At 52.8% G+C, this 14,732-nt stretch carries 11 protein-coding genes; 6 read left to right on the top strand and 5 right to left on the bottom strand.

Going from position 1 to position 14,732, the window contains the following annotated elements; translation table 11 throughout:
* The first annotated feature begins 55 nt into the window (after window positions 1–55).
* From H9L05_RS13090 to trpS, 4 genes are all read left to right on the top strand, one after another.
* Entirely contained in the window at window positions 56–967 is a 912-nt protein-coding gene (locus H9L05_RS13090; protein ID WP_187731349.1) for a ribonuclease Z, read from the top strand.
* Between the two features lie 98 nt (window positions 968–1,065).
* Window positions 1,066–1,812 carry a queuosine precursor transporter gene (locus H9L05_RS13085; RefSeq protein WP_187731348.1) on the top strand — a complete coding sequence of 249 codons (747 nt, stop codon included), beginning with the start codon at window positions 1,066–1,068 and terminating at the stop codon, window positions 1,810–1,812.
* Window positions 1,813–1,848: 36 nt separating this feature from the next.
* Complete coding sequence (locus tag H9L05_RS13080) at window positions 1,849–2,451, top strand: hypothetical protein (protein ID WP_187731347.1); 603 nt, start codon at window positions 1,849–1,851, stop codon at window positions 2,449–2,451.
* A gap of 37 nt (window positions 2,452–2,488) precedes the next feature.
* A complete protein-coding gene (gene trpS / locus H9L05_RS13075; protein ID WP_187731346.1) occupies window positions 2,489–3,463 on the top strand; it encodes a tryptophan--tRNA ligase in 975 nt (324 codons plus the stop codon).
* A gap of 146 nt (window positions 3,464–3,609) precedes the next feature.
* Here trpS and H9L05_RS13070 read toward each other — a convergent pair whose 3' ends face one another.
* Window positions 3,610–4,398 carry a hypothetical protein gene (locus H9L05_RS13070; RefSeq protein WP_223284417.1) on the bottom strand — a complete coding sequence of 263 codons (789 nt, stop codon included), beginning with the start codon at window positions 4,396–4,398 and terminating at the stop codon, window positions 3,610–3,612.
* 129 nt (window positions 4,399–4,527) lie between these two features.
* Window positions 4,528–5,652, bottom strand: a complete 1,125-nt coding sequence (locus H9L05_RS13065; protein ID WP_187734265.1) for a CaiB/BaiF CoA transferase family protein — start codon at window positions 5,650–5,652, stop codon at window positions 4,528–4,530.
* 368 nt (window positions 5,653–6,020) lie between these two features.
* Between H9L05_RS13065 and H9L05_RS13060 the strand changes: the two genes are divergently transcribed.
* Window positions 6,021–7,607 carry a DEAD/DEAH box helicase gene (locus tag H9L05_RS13060; protein ID WP_187734264.1) on the top strand — a complete coding sequence of 529 codons (1,587 nt, stop codon included), beginning with the start codon at window positions 6,021–6,023 and terminating at the stop codon, window positions 7,605–7,607.
* 152 nt (window positions 7,608–7,759) lie between these two features.
* Here the strand turns inward: H9L05_RS13060 and H9L05_RS13055 are convergent, their stop codons facing one another.
* Window positions 7,760–8,968 (bottom strand): porin, encoded by a 1,209-nt coding sequence (locus tag H9L05_RS13055; protein WP_187731345.1) that lies wholly within the window; start codon window positions 8,966–8,968, stop codon window positions 7,760–7,762.
* Between the two features lie 397 nt (window positions 8,969–9,365).
* On the opposite strand from H9L05_RS13055, the gene H9L05_RS13050 reads away from it, so the two are divergent.
* Window positions 9,366–9,518: a hypothetical protein gene (locus H9L05_RS13050; protein ID WP_187731344.1), complete on the top strand. Its 153-nt coding sequence runs from the start codon at window positions 9,366–9,368 to the stop codon at window positions 9,516–9,518.
* Window positions 9,519–9,737: 219 nt separating this feature from the next.
* On the opposite strand, the gene H9L05_RS13045 is transcribed toward H9L05_RS13050, so the two are convergent.
* Window positions 9,738–11,222 carry a RagB/SusD family nutrient uptake outer membrane protein gene (locus tag H9L05_RS13045; protein ID WP_187731343.1) on the bottom strand — a complete coding sequence of 495 codons (1,485 nt, stop codon included), beginning with the start codon at window positions 11,220–11,222 and terminating at the stop codon, window positions 9,738–9,740.
* Between the two features lie 21 nt (window positions 11,223–11,243).
* Window positions 11,244–14,441: a SusC/RagA family TonB-linked outer membrane protein gene (locus H9L05_RS13040; protein ID WP_187731342.1), complete on the bottom strand. Its 3,198-nt coding sequence runs from the start codon at window positions 14,439–14,441 to the stop codon at window positions 11,244–11,246.
* Between the last annotated feature and the right edge of the window lie 291 nt (window positions 14,442–14,732).

Raw genomic sequence — 14,732 nt, 5'->3', positions numbered from 1 at the left:
AACAATAGAACGACCAGCCATTTACCCTACAGCCATTTAGCCATTTTACCTTTACATGGAGTTTGAGCTAAAAATCCTGGGTAGCGCTTCGGCCACGCCTTTTCTCAACCGGCACCACACAGCCCAGGTGCTCTCCGTCGACGCGAACTCTTACCTCATTGACTGTGGCGAAGGCACTCAACGACGCCTGATGGAATACAAAGTGCGCCATCAGCGACTGGGGGCCATTTTTATCTCTCACCTCCACGGCGACCACTTTTTTGGACTGTTTGGGCTGCTTTCTACCATGCACCTGCACGGCCGCACCGAGCCGCTGCTGCTCTTCGGCCCGGCCGGCCTCGACGATATTCTCAGCACACAGTTTCGCTACTCCCATACCCAGCTTTCATTCGAGCTGAACTTTACCCCCGTCGATACTACGCAGCACGCGCTGGTGTATGAGGACAAGTACCTGACGGTGCATAGCCTGCCCATGCGGCACCGGATTCCGTGCTGTGGCTACCTGTTTCGGGAGCACCCCAAGCGCCGCCACCTCGATAAAACCCGCCTTCCCGCCGACCTCACGCCAGCTCAGCTGGGCCGCTTGGCTCAGGGCGAAGATATCTTCGACGAAGCCGGCAATCTGGTGGTGGCCAACGCCGATGTCACCACCGATCCTTCGCCTTCGCGCAGCTACGCCTACTGCGCCGATACGCTCTACACGCCTGCCCTAGCCGACCTGGTGCGCGATGTGGACCTGCTGTATCACGAGGCTACGTTTATGGATGATATGCGCGAGCGGGCCACGCTTACTCATCATTCTACGGCACGGCAAGCGGCACACCTGGCGCGTCGGGCCAATGCCCACCGCCTGCTCATTGGTCACTTCTCCTCCCGCTACCGCGAGCTGGAGCCTTTATTGAATGAGGCAAAGGCAGTGTTTGAGTGGGTAGAGCTGGCCACTGAAGGCAAAATTGTGAGTTTGTAAGAACACGATTTTGCCTTCACAAGAACGTCATGCTTCGCTCTGCTCTGCATGACGTTCTTGTGATCAACGATTACTAAATACCGCCTACTAGCCACCTTATGACGCCTTTTGCACGCAAAAAACAGCAGCTTTATCTCGTACTCAGCGGGATTTTTGTGGTGAATGCATTGCTGGCAGAAATCATTGGAGTCAAGATATTTTCGGTGGATGCCCTAATGGGACTGCCCGGTAACCTGACGGCCGGTGTGCTGATCTGGCCGGTCGTATTTGTCACCACCGATATCATCAACGAATACTTTGGGCGAGCGGGCGTGCTGCGCATCAGCTACCTCACCGTCGGCCTGATTCTGTATGCCTTCGTGGTTATTTTGGCCACCACACATTTGCCCCCCGCCGCCTTCTGGCTCGATGTAAACAAGACGGACGCGGCTGGCCGTCCATTCAATATTGACTTTGCTTACCAAAGCATTTTCCGCCAAGGTCTGGGAATTATTGCCGGCTCCATCACGGCCTTTCTGATTGGACAGGTGCTCGACGCGACGGTATTTCAGGCTATACGGCGCCTGACGGGTGGGCGCTACGTGTGGCTGCGCGCTACTGGCTCCACGCTTATCTCGCAGCTCGTGGATAGCTTCGTGGTGCTGTATGTGGCGTTTTACTTATTCGGCAATTGGTCGTTCGACCAAGTACTGAGCGTAGCCAACACGAACTACTGGTATAAATTCGGGGCGGCAATTCTGCTTACGCCGGTTATTTATTTGGCTCATTTTCTGATTGACCGCTACCTCGGCCACGAAGAGACTGTGGAATTGCAGCAGGAAGCAGCGGCTGATGTAAGTGTTTGAGTCTAATGCCTCTTTATCAATTCCTGAAAACTTTATATGCGTTCCTTTCTTCTGTTTATATGTATTCTTTTTCTACCAATTCTAACAAAAGCACAGTTCGATTTTAAACCCGGTTCTTACGTGCTAGAAAATGACATATATGTTCGTCATTATAGCGCCATCAAGGAAAGCGGGAAATATTTAACATCAAAAATTGATAAAGACAGAACGGTAAAATATCTCTGGAAGGATATTCACTCGTATCGAATTGGTCTGCGTCGTTATATCAAAGCAAGTGGCTTTCCGGTGAGATCTCAATCAGGATTCACGGACGAAACTGCTAATAACATATTTGTTGAATTACTTGATAGTGGAGCAGTATCTCTTATGCGGTATGAATATCAACCTATAGCAGGCTATATGCCACCACCAAATATTTATTTATTACAAAGAGCAGGCGAAACTTACGCATCTGCTATTCCATATACCGTATTTGATGAGGGCGGAAAGAGATTCCGTGAATATGTTTCTTTATTTGTTAGCACGCGTCCTGATTTATTAAAAGCACTAAAAGACAAAAGAGTTAATATAAATAATCTACAAACCTTTATTCAGGCATTTAATAGAGGCGAACCATTTTTAAATTATCCTATGCAGTAGGTTTCCTAAAGCAAACACGAACTACGAACAACTAAATATGTCCCGAATTCTCACCGGTATCCAAAGCACCGGCCGCCCACACCTCGGCAACTTGCTGGGGGCCATTTTGCCTGCCATCGAGCTGTCGAAAAGCGCCCAGAACGACTCGCTGTATTTCATTGCTGATCTGCACTCGCTTACCACGGTGCGCGACGCGCAACTGCTGCGGCAAAACACCTACGCCGTGGCCGCAGCGTGGCTGGCCTGCGGATTTGATACCGAGAAAAATCTGTTTTACCGCCAGTCTGATGTGCCTCAGGTAACGGAGCTGACCTGGTATCTGAGCTGCTTCACGCCGTATCCGATGCTGGCAAATGCGCACTCCTTTAAGGATAAATCGGATAGGCTAGCAGACGTAAACGCGGGCTTGTTCACGTATCCGGTGCTGATGGCGGCGGATATTCTGCTCTACGACGCCGACATTGTGCCTGTGGGCAAAGACCAGATTCAGCACCTGGAAATAACGCGTGACATTGCTGCTACATTCAACAGTCGCTACGGCGAAACGTTTGTGCTGCCTAAGGCTCGTGTTGATGAGCAATTGATGACGATTCCGGGCACCGATGGGCAGAAAATGAGCAAGAGCTACGGTAATATCATCGACATATTTGCCCCCGAAAAAGACCTGCTCAAAACCATCAAAACTATCGTGACGGACAGCCGCGGACTTGACGACCCGAAAGACCCGGAAAACGACACTATTTTCAAGCTGTATTCGCTGCTCGCTACGCCCGCCGATACGGAAGTAATGCGCGCGAAATATCTGGCTGGCGGCTACGGCTACGGCCACGCCAAACAGGCGTTATTCGACCTGATTATGCAGCGTTTTGCTACCGAGCGCGAGCAGTTTTCTTTCTACATGGAACACCTGCCCGAGCTAGATGCGCGCTTGGCCGAAGGAGCCCGCAAAGCGCAGGCGTACGGCCGTGAGGTTTTAAATCGGGTACGCGAAAAAATTGGGTATTCTGTCTAAAAACGAACTACTTGAGCCTGACAAATAGAACAGCATAATTGAAGCAGATTTTCTAACAAAAAAGCCCCCCAGAACTACTTCTGGGGGCTTTTTTGTTGAACTAAAATATCCTTACAAACCTATAACCTAATACGTCAGCGGGTCAATCATTCCAGGTGATGCTGGCCACTATAGAAGCTAAAACCTAATTTACTACCGCGGCTTACCTGTTGATTTTCAATTTTTTGCTTTACCGTAATTTTCTGGATTTCCTGGAGCGGCGGCGCAATCAAATCGTTGTTTACGGCGGCAATCATAGCGCTCTCCACGAACAGTTTCAGGGCGTCGTGGGTGAGCATGTTATCAGCCATATTTATATCAGGCAGTTCGAGCTCTTTTACACCCTCGATGAAGTAGTGATTTTCGATATTAATGAGCAGTCGGCCCACTAAATAACCAGGGTCATTGAGGCGCTGGTATTTGATGCTATCGGCCATGAAATTATAGGCCATAATATGGCCGAAAAAGCGGCGCCGAAAATCCTCTCCTACGTACTTGCTCGGCATGGGGCCGTAGTCATCGGGAAAAGTGACAATATTGGAGTGCATCACGAACATGAGTAGGTCGCCGGAGAAACGAATGTGAAACTCCATCTCGTTGATGGGCCGGTACTCAATTACCACTGTAGAATCGATGGCCGTGATGCGCCGACTTAGCTCCAGCGTCAGCTCCATCGATACCTGACGCAGCAACTCAAAGGCGGCGCTGGTATTACGGAAGATGGCTTGCTTAGCCGTGGCTTTTTGCTTTAGTCCTTCCGAAATAAGTGCCAGACGCTCAATAGCTACCTCAGCCGTAATTTCTTCAGCGGCAGCCATCGCCTCCTCATGTTTATGCGTAGTTTCAGCATCCTTTAGAGGAGCAGCAACTGGTTTTTTGGGGGTTCTTTTGGCCATAATTGCAAAGGGTGGTAAAGGTGGCCGCCGGGCCGGAAAGCCGTGAGCAGTAGTAGGAAGTTACGCGGTTGAGCTTGTTAAGTTAATGGACCAAAGCTGTGCCAAGCCGGATTTTGCCAAATCGGTTTGCTACGATTCAGGGGTCAGCAATCCATTTTCTGCCTGATGCTGAGCCAGATGCGGCGGGCTTGTGAGTGCGGCTGCGGATTCCCAAGTATTGCTCTGAAAAGCAACCGTTCGCAGACCCGAATGCGGAAAATCGGCTGTAGGGGGCAAAATCATCCGCTCCGCCGACTCGTGCCTTATCGCCTCCCCTACCGTGCGCACGGCGCCCGCTGGTACGGCCTGCTTTTCCAGCGTTTGCAGCAGCTCATCGCCATTTACTTCCCCTATGCGCTGGCGCAGCAGCTCTTCCAGCGCTGTTCGATTAGCTACTCGCAGGGCATTCGTTTGAAAGCGCGGATGTGTCGTCCAATCCGGCCGGGCTAGAGCCGCACACAGCAGACCAAATTGCCGGTCGCTGCCCACGGCCAGCACCAGATGTCGGCCATCGGCGGCGCAATACACGGTACCGTAGGGCACAATGCCCGGATGCCCGGATCCTAAAGGCTTGGGGTCGTGGCCGGTAACGAGCCAGGTCGCGGCCTGATTAGCCAACGAAGCCAATGCACTGTCGAGCAAAGACGTCTGCACATAGGTGCCGCGGCCGGTGTGCGTACGCTGGTAAAGGGCGGTCAGCAAGCCTTCTTTCAGCTGATGCGCGGCCAAAAGATCAATCAGGGCCACGGGCATTTTCAGCGGCTCACTCCCGGGTGGGCCATTCAGATACATAAAACCCGCTTCGGCCTGTAGCACTGCATCGTAACCCGCGCGTTTGGTGGCAGGGCCGTAGCCAGTGAGATGACCGTAGATGAGACGCGGATTGGCGGCCGAAAGGGTAATATAATCGGCGCCCAGCTTTTCAGCATCGCCTGGTTTATAGCTAGCCAACACGATGTCGGCGCGAGCAGCGAGAGCCTGGATAGCTGCTTTGCCATCAGCCGTGGTGAGGTCCAGAACGATAGACTTTTTACCCCAATTTGAAGCAGCGAAATAGGCGGAAATATCAGTTTCAGAATTTTCAGAGGCGGTCTTCCAGGTGCGAGTTACGTCGCCGCTGGGGGCTTCCACTTTTATAACTGTCGCCCCAAGTTCTGCGAAGAACTGACCGACCTGCGGCCCCGCTAATACGGAGGCTAATTCAAGAACAAACAGGCCAGCGAAGGGCTGGGGGCTTTTTCAACGACAGGGGCAGCGGAAGGCAAGGTAGTCAGATCCATTTTTGGCCAGCAGAAGTTCGGCAAGATAAATCCGATGAGCGGCACATTTTCAAGCTGTCGGCTCCGTCTGCTTTTGAACCCCAGCACGAAGACGTTTGTCTTATTCCATATACGCCGCACTTATCCGTGACATAGGCAAATGCAGCCCCAACGGCAGCGCTTCAAAATGGCGTATATTTGCACTAAATCAAGCGGTTCGCTGACCAGAAAAACAAGGTCAGCTATTTCTTCACTTCACTTAGCTGTACCTTGAAATTTAGCGAGTTTAATCTGCACGACGACCTTCTGGCCGGTGTGGATGCCATGAATTATCTGAATGCCACTCCCATACAGGAGCAGGCAATTCCAAAAATTATTGAAGGTAAAGACCTGATTGCCTGCGCCCAGACGGGTACCGGCAAAACGGCGGCTTATCTGCTTCCTCTCCTCGACCGCATTTCGCACGCCAAGCACGGCCACACCTCCACCCTCATTCTGGTGCCCACCCGCGAGCTGGCCACGCAGATTGACGAGCAGGTAACCGGCTTCGGCTACTTTGTGGAAGCCAGCAGCATAGCCATTTATGGCGGCGGCAAAAGCGAAGGTTGGGAGCAGCAAAAACGCGCCCTCACCAGTGGCGCCGACATCATCATTGCCACGCCCGGCCGCCTGATTGCTCACTTGCAAATGGGCTACGTGAAGTTCGACCAGATCAAATATCTGGTGCTGGATGAGGCCGATAAGATGATGGACATGGGCTTCTCCGATGACATCCTCAACATCGTGAGTCAGTTGCCGAAGAAGCGCCAGACGCTGCTTTTTTCGGCTACCATGCCCAATAAAATCCGCGACTTCTCGAAGCAGATTCTCAACGAGCCCGAAGAAATCCGGCTGGCCGTATCCAAGCCCGCCGCCGGCATCGACCAGCAGTTGTACATGGCTTTCGACCGCCAGAAAATCTATATTCTGGAGCACATTCTCAAAACCCAGAATGTGCAGAGCATGGTGCTGTTTACCTCACAGAAAGCGGCCGTGGGCAGCATCGTGCGGTCTATTAACAAGCTAGGTTACGTGGCCCAGGGCATCAGCTCCGACCGTACCCAGGAAGAGCGCGAGCAAATCATGCGCGACTTCAAGAACAAGCAGTTCCCCATTCTGGTAGCTACCGACGTGCTCAGCCGTGGCATTGATATAGATAGCCTTTCGCACGTAGTGAATTACGATATTCCGCGGGCTGCGGAAGATTATGTTCATCGCATCGGCCGCACGGCCCGCGCCGCCACTACCGGCACGGCCATCACCTTCATTGCCGACCAAGACCAGGACCGCGTTCTTAAGATTGAGAAGCTCATTGAGCGGGAGCTGGAAAAGAAGAATATCACCGAGGAATTGGGCTTGGGCCCTGCACCGGAGTTTGACCCCAAGCGCTTTAGCGGTCTGGGGGGCAAAATTGGTGGTCGCCCGGCTCGCAATGGCCATTCTGGCGGCGGAAGCTCACGTGATGGAGGCCGTGGCCCCCGCCGTGAAGGCCCTCGGGATGGTAGCCGCCCGCCCCGCCGCGATGCAGATGCCAACGATCCTGGGCAGAAAGAGCGTATTGCCAAGGCTAACGCGGCCCTGGCTGCTCTCGACGCCGGTGGTGCGCCAGCTCAGCCCTACCAGCGCCCGCCCCGCGCCCCGCGTCCGGAAGGCGAAGTGCGGGAGCCGCGTGCACCCAAAGCTGAAGGCGAACCAACAACTGGCAGCAGCCAACCACGCCCACCACGCGAGCCTCGAGCTGAAGGAGACGCTGGTGAAGTTCAGAAACGTCGCAAGCGCGGAGGCCGTAACCGCAATAGTCGTGGCCCACGGCCTGAAGGCGGCAGCACCGAGACCGCGCAAGCGGCGCCTTCAGTAGCTGACAAAGACTAGAACTCAAGTAAAAGCCCCCAGATAACTATCTGGCGGGCTTTTTTTATAAGAAGCCAAGCTGCCAAATTCCTAAAGTTGCTGGCGGAACTAGCTTAGGCAAGTGGGTCACCGATCTCGCGTCCTGTTGGGAGTCGGGCAAGGTAATTAACTACTTAAAAGTTGACTTGAGCCTGCAGGCGCAACAACCCACCGCGCTGCTGGTTGCTGGGTCGCTGAGAATCCTCGAAGCGTCGCGAGGAAAGCGTGTACATGGCCACCAGTTCGAAGCTGCTGAACGGCTGCCACTCCGCCCCGATTTCGGCCTCGCGCACGGTGTAGCTGCGGGCGTCACGCTCGTGCTTTTTGCCGCCATCGTAGTACTGAATGCGCAGAAACGGATAAAGCTGCTGCTGCTTATAGCGCAGCCGGTAGTTCAGCAGCATGTAGCCGCCGTGCAGGTTCTGGGTTTCAATGCTATCGGTGCGGGGGTTAAACTCGGGGCCTCGGCCCACATTGTATTCGGCCTGCACCCCGAACGGCTGGGGATAAAGCACGAAAGTGGCCGCCACGCGCTGATCGGGGTAGCGCAGGTCGGGTCGATACTTCACGCGGGCCGACAGTTGATCCTTGGCTACCACGTACTCGCCAGTATAGGCCTGTAGTCCCGGCTCTATGATCTGCTGACCCACGACCAGCGGGTACGTGAAGCGCGCTACTATGTGGCGCTGGTTGTTAAGTTCCGGGCGGTTGGCGGTCTGGCCATTGTAAGCGCCCACGCCCAGCATGCCGTAGTCGCCGGAGCCTTTGAGTCCATCCTTGACGAGCTTTGCCAAGCGCTCCCGCACGGCCGTAGGCGCCCAGTAGAACATGACCCCTAGATCCCGCTCATTAGCCACAGCGCTATTCAGGCCGTCATTGCGGTCGAGGGCCAGACGGTTCTGGCTCGATTGCATATTCTCGAAGCCATAAGGCACTTTGCTCTGCCCTATCCGCAGCCGAAACCGGCTAGCCTTATCCAGGCCCAGATCGATGTAGGCATCGCGCAATTGCCCAAAGTTCTGGGAGCTGCTCCCACTTGGAACGCTGGCAAAGTCAGGCTGCAAATAAAAATAGACGCGCTCGTGCAGCTGCCCGAAGAAAATTACCCGCACCCGCCGCAGGAAAAATCCACCATTTCTGCCCCACGACCTGTCGCACTGCTCACAGGTCAGGTCGGGGTTGGTCTCAAGCAAACGGTTGTAGCGTGCCTGCGCGTAGCCCCGGATAGCAATGTTCTGGTACCATTTTTTAGCAGCCGGCGTGGTTGGAGGCAGCGAGTCGGCCATTTGACCGTAAGCTTGACTGGCTAGTAAAACCAGCAAGCTGAGTAACAATTTCTTCATGAAAGGATAATGCTGGCACAAAGTGCGGCATTATATGTTACCCCTATGTTACCTAAGTGTGACCTTAATGTTACGAATGAATTGCCGGCTTTAAGGTTAGTCGTCAGGATGCATCTTTTTAAGAACAAAAAGCCCCTAGTGTTGGTATGGGGGGCTTTTTTGGGTCTAGACAATATTGCTGGGTAACGGAAAAGCGGCAATTCGCTCTACAGCCCATCTGCTTATTCAACCTCCCATTACACCTACCCTGAATAGGCAAATGAAGGTGCTAAGCAAGGGAAGGTAAAAAATCAGCAAATAGATGCCTGAATAAAAAGGCCTTACATTTGGCAATTCAATGAGTGAATGTATCCTTCTCGGAATATCTACCGTTGATAAGCACCTAAATACTTCCCTTATGAAGCCTACCAAATCAAAACAGGTTGAAGAGCTGAAAGACGCAGCTACCACCACGCGCCAAGCAGAAACGCCTCTGGAGGCGCTATATCGCCGGGTTAAGCAGGCCCAACAGCGTCGTATCCAAAAGCGCAAGCGCATTCACGCCCACTAATCTGGCCGTGCAGTTTCAATAAAAAGCCCCGGCTACTGTTTACGTAGCTGGGGCTTTTTATTGAAACTAGAGCTGATGGTGAGCCTGAGAATGAGAGTTTATTTCTCTCATTCTCAGGCCACAGATTTTTCATCAGTGAAAATGAGCGTGGCATACGCATCAAATCTAAAAAAGCCCCCAGCATATTGTTGGGGGCTTTTTTAGATTTGATGCGTATGTCTAGTTGCGGGTCATCAGCGCATTTGCCTGCAACTCGCCAGCCGGAATTGGCCACACATACAGCGGATCTGATGGGGCAACGGCGCTGACAGAGCTTTTCTCTGGAATCGTGGCATTCAATCGCATGATGTCCATGTTGCGAATTCCCTCGCCCAAAAACTCGATACGGCGCTCAAGCAGAATATTACTGACCGTAGCCTGCGTATAAGGGGTGCCTGCAGAGCGCGTACGCACAGCATTGAGCAGGTCCAAAGCCTGAGCATCGGTGGGCCCGTTTACTCGAGCACGCGCCTCAGCCAAATTCAGGAGCACCTCAGCGTACCGAATAACCGGCGCTTTATCCAGGAACGGGTTTGTGGAAGTAGAGCCGTTGGAATACTTCGTCAGAAAAGGAGTCGTTCCGACCCGGAATACGAAATTCGTCCTGCGCGCATCCGTAGCCGACCAGGCCGCATTGCCCAGAATGCCATCGGAGTTCAGCGCGTACTCACCGTTGCCACCGCGTGAGCCTGGCAGGAAGTAAAATCCCAGCTGATTTTGGGTGCCAGGAGCGTTCTGAGCAGTAAATGGGAAGCTCAAGATGCTCTCTGAGGTTTCCTCTGGAAAGGTAAATACGGCGGCTATCGAAGGATTGAGAGCATGAGCCACGCCACTAGTCGCGGTAAAAGGCGCGGCGGCAGACACAATCTTATTGGCCTCCGTAATAACCTCTGCGTAGCGTCCCATTGCCAAGAGTACACGCGTTTTTAGGGCAATAGCGGTATTGCGATGTGCTCTGGTTGTGTTTAGGGCAGCACCACTATACGTCAGGGGCAAATTTTGCTCGGCAAAGATCAGATCAGCTAAAATCTGATCATACACTTCAGCTACTGTGCTGCGTGCCAAGTCGTTGTTGGTGGAGCCGGTTTCTGCCATGATGCGCAAGGGCAAACCGGGCCTGCTCCCCTGACCATCGGCATAGGGCCGGGCATAGAGTTGCAAAAGCGCGTGGTAGCTCAGCGCCCGGAGCAGCCGTGCCTCACCCCGGTAAGTATTGGCTGTAGTAGTTGCGAAGTCGGCGGGAAAAGCCGGAGCCACAAACTTTGCCGTGTTGGCATCAATGCCAGCCAGAAACACATTAACCTGGTTAATAGCAGCATACGCGGCGTTCCAGAGGTTGGTAACGTCATTTTGCGACGACTCGGTAAGCGTATGATTCCATACACTATAGCCCGTCACGTTATTACTCGTTTGCACGATAAAATCGTCGGCCCGAATATCGCCATACACCTGATAGCGGCCGCCATAAAAGGCGCCTGCCTTCACATAGGTGTAAAGGGAATTAACCTGTAGCGCAACCCGCGTGGGAGTGTCAAACACCACCAAATCGGAGAATACCGTTTCTGGAACCGGCTCCAGCAAATCAGTCTGGCAGGAGAAGGTTCCCATGCTTAGTAAGGCAGTGCAGATAGCCACCTTCGCCTTGTTCTTTAATATTGTATTCATCAGTGTCAGAGAGAGCTAGAATTAGAAACCAATGTTGAAGCCAGCCGTGAATGTGCGGGCCTGACCGATGGAGTTGCGGTCGACACCGGCGCCAGTGTTGGTATTTCCGTTTGTCGAGATTTCGGGGTCAATACCTGAGTAGTTCGTGAGCAAGGCAGCATTCTGAACCTGCACATACACGCGAGCGGTGGCAAGTCCCAACTTGGTAGCCAAGGTTGAAGGCACCGAATAGCCCAGCGACACATTGCGCAGACGAGCGAAATCACCCTTTTCTACATTGCTCGATATTACCAGCGCAGAGCCGTTCGACACGTTGTCGCCGTACACCACGCGGGGCCATTCAGCATTCGTGTTTTCTGAAGTCCAACGGTTCAGGATATCCTTCTCGTTGTTCCAGAAGCGCTGATCATGCAAACCCGACTTGGTGCCATTATAGATATAATTGCCCCCCGAGTACTGAATGAATACACCCAAGTCGAAATTCTTGTAGCGGAACGTGTTATCGAAGCCGCCGTACCACTTTGGCAGCGTTGGGCCAAAGTAAATACCGTCGGCCAGCTGCGTAGGAGCCGTGGTGTTCACGCCGTCAAGCGTTGTCCAGCCGGTAGAGCCGGGGCCGGACGTACCTAAGTGATTGTACTGAACGACTGTGCCGTCAATTTTGCGCACCATACGCTGACCGTTGGCTGGATTCACGCCCATGGAGGGAACAGCCAGGATTTCGCCCACCGACCGGCCCACTTCCGTGAAGTTGACAATCTCAAGACCGGAAGTAGCCGTAGCAATGCGCTGGCCTTCAGTAACAAGCGTCAATACGCGGTTTTTCAGGGTTGTAAAGTTGCCGTTAACTGTCCAGCTGAAATCCTTGCCCTGGATAGCCCGCAGGTTAAGGTTTAACTCAACACCAGTGTTGTGCATGGAGCCTACGTTGGCTGCAATAGTGTTATTCGGAACACCTCTGGAAGGCGCCTGGGGCACATCCAGAATCAACCCATCAACGAGGTTGTGATAGTAAGAGAAGTCACCCTGTACCCGATCCTGGAATACGCCGAAGGAAAAACCAACATCGGTCTTTTTGCTGGTTTCCCACGTCAAATCCGGGTTGCCAGCCGTAGAGTAGCCCAGCGTTGCACTGGAGCCATACAGACCCGAACCATACGTCGACAATGAAGCGAAGTCGTTGATGCCCTGGCTGTTGCCTACCTCACCGTAGCTACCCGTAAACTTCAGGAAGTTGAAGACATTAGAAAAGGCGGCATCCTTCCAGAACTGCTCTTCCGATACAATGTAGCCCAGAGATGCCCCGTAGAAATTGCCCCATTTTTCGTTGCCCCAAGCTGAGTAGCCGTCACGACGCACATTGATAGAGGCCAGATATTTTTTGGCAAAATCGTAGGTCAAACGGCCGAAGTAAGAAACTAAGTAGTTTTCTCCCTGAGAGTTGCCCGATACGGCAATGTTGGTGTAGTTGCCTTGGTACGTGTTAAAGAAGTCATCAGCTACCTGCGTACGACTGGCTCCCCAGCGGTCCACCTGCGTGCGCTGTTGCTCGCCGCCTAGCAGGATGGAAGCATTATGGTTGCCGAAGCTGCGGTCGTACTGAGCAGTGTTCTGCCAGTTCCAGCGCTTGTTAGTGCGGAAGTAATTGGCGGCTTGGCCCCCGGTGGCATAGCCGTCGCCGGATAGGGCGGTATAGAACAATTGATCTTCAAAGGAGCTATTGTTCAAACCATAGGTGGTCCGTACGTTCAGGCCTTTCAGTATCTCCCAGTTCGCATACAAGCTACCCTGAATCTCGTTGCCTTCGGAGGTGAAGTAGTTGTTCTCCAGGTCAACCAGTGGGTTGTAGTAGCCCGTGACCAAAGGAGCGTAATTCGGCGCGGGGTTGGTATTGGCTCCCGGCCCAACGCCATTGCCCGCCGTATTGATATTTGGAGTGCCGTCGGGATTGCGAGCGGCTACGTTTGGAGGCAATACCAGCGGAGCCCGACCTAAGCCGGCTATGCTGAAAGCGGCATCACCAATAGAGCCAGAGTTGGGCGAAGAATTGTAGTTATTAGAATAGCCGATTCGAGCGCCTACGGTGAAGTTCTTGTAGACTTTGTGGTCGATGTTTATCCGGCCCGACAGACGCTGAAATTCGTTATTCTTCAACATGCCATTCTGGCCCGTGTAGCCAACCGAGGCATAATAGGTCGTCTTTTCGGTACCGCCCGAGAAGTTCAGAGCGTTGGAATGCGAAAAGCCGGTGCGGTAGATGTAATCATACCAACGGGTATCAACGACATTTCCATCAGCATCAAAAGAAGGCAGAAACCCTTCCCGGTTGTTGGCAACGGCCCCTACAGAGGCGCGGTTTGCATTCAGATTGCGAACAGCCTCGTTTTTGATCAGCATGTAGTCTTCGGCACCCAGCACTTCGTACAGGCGGACGGGTTTGCTCCAGCCTACCCATGAGTCGAGCGATATGCGACTCTGCCCTTTTTTGCCACTCTTGGTTGTTACCAGAATAACGCCCCCCGCAGCCCGGGAGCCGTAGATAGCAGCCGCAGCGGCATCCTTCAGCACTTCAATGCTTTCAATATCGTTGGGGTTAACGTTGCTGAGCGGGTTGTTTGGCACGCTGGAAAGCGCCGAGTTGTTGCCGCTGAACGCCGGAATGCCGTCGATTACATACAACGGAGCCGAGCTGAGGTTGATGGAGTTCACCCCCCGAATCCGGACGACGGGCGGCGTATTCAGCACGCCATTAGGAGTCGTGACGTTTACGCCGGGGGCGCGGCCCTGCAACGACTGCTCAAAGCTCTGCACTGGCTTCTGAGCTATATCCGTTCCGCTGATGGTCGCTACTGAGCCCGTCAGCTCGCGGCGAAGCTGGGTACCGTAGCCAATCACAACTACTTCGTTGAGGCCGGTAGTATTAGGCACCAAGCTCACATCGATGGTCGTCTTGTCTCCTATTGCTACCTCTTTTGTATCGTAGCCGATAAACGAATACACAAGGATAGTAGCTGTGGTTGGCACCGCGGCCAAGGTGTAAGCGCCATTGGCATCAGTAGAGGCGCCCTGCGTGGTTCCTTTTACCACCACAGTAACGCCTGGAAGCGTACTTCCATCTGCTGCTGCCACCTGCCCAGAAATGGTGCGTACCTGCGCCTCGACTTGGTGGACGAGGAGGGCAAATACTGTAAGCATGCACAGTAGTAATGTTTTTCTCATGTGTCGGTTTTTAAGCGTTAAAAAAATTTAACTGATGCCGACAAGAAATGGGCTTTATTTTAACTGAACAACTGGATCTTTGAATTATGAAATTGTAAACGTTTGAGTTAGAAAACATTGTTTCTTAAATCATATCATATGTAGATACGGTTTTTATTATCTAACTATCACTTAGACGATTACGCTCTGTAGACAATTAACTTTTTAAACAGCTTCACTTTTGTAATTTCTCTTTTAGAAGCCATTTAACCGAAAATAAAAATGGCTAACACAGTAGTTTTCACGGCTCAT

The sequence above is a fragment of the Hymenobacter qilianensis genome (genome assembly GCF_014489555.1).
GTDB lineage: Bacteria > Bacteroidota > Bacteroidia > Cytophagales > Hymenobacteraceae > Hymenobacter > Hymenobacter qilianensis.
The sequence above is the reverse complement of the archived record's forward strand: the minus strand, read 5'-3'. Positions and strand labels throughout refer to the sequence as shown.

What these genes read in the sequence shown, in the direction of transcription:
- H9L05_RS13045 (WP_187731343.1), bottom strand. Translation starts at nt 11,222, where the DNA reads ATGAATACAATATTAAAGAACAAGGCGAAGGTGGCTATCTGCACTGCC.
- trpS (WP_187731346.1), top strand. Translation starts at nt 2,489, where the DNA reads ATGTCCCGAATTCTCACCGGTATCCAAAGCACCGGCCGCCCACACCTC.
- H9L05_RS13085 (WP_187731348.1), top strand. Translation starts at nt 1,066, where the DNA reads ATGACGCCTTTTGCACGCAAAAAACAGCAGCTTTATCTCGTACTCAGC.
- H9L05_RS13040 (WP_187731342.1), bottom strand. Translation starts at nt 14,441, where the DNA reads ATGAGAAAAACATTACTACTGTGCATGCTTACAGTATTTGCCCTCCTC.
- H9L05_RS13050 (WP_187731344.1), top strand. Translation starts at nt 9,366, where the DNA reads ATGAAGCCTACCAAATCAAAACAGGTTGAAGAGCTGAAAGACGCAGCT.
- H9L05_RS13060 (WP_187734264.1), top strand. Translation starts at nt 6,021, where the DNA reads ATGAATTATCTGAATGCCACTCCCATACAGGAGCAGGCAATTCCAAAA.
- H9L05_RS13080 (WP_187731347.1), top strand. Translation starts at nt 1,849, where the DNA reads ATGCGTTCCTTTCTTCTGTTTATATGTATTCTTTTTCTACCAATTCTA.
- H9L05_RS13090 (WP_187731349.1), top strand. Translation starts at nt 56, where the DNA reads ATGGAGTTTGAGCTAAAAATCCTGGGTAGCGCTTCGGCCACGCCTTTT.
- H9L05_RS13070 (WP_223284417.1), bottom strand. Translation starts at nt 4,398, where the DNA reads ATGGCCAAAAGAACCCCCAAAAAACCAGTTGCTGCTCCTCTAAAGGAT.
- H9L05_RS13055 (WP_187731345.1), bottom strand. Translation starts at nt 8,968, where the DNA reads ATGAAGAAATTGTTACTCAGCTTGCTGGTTTTACTAGCCAGTCAAGCT.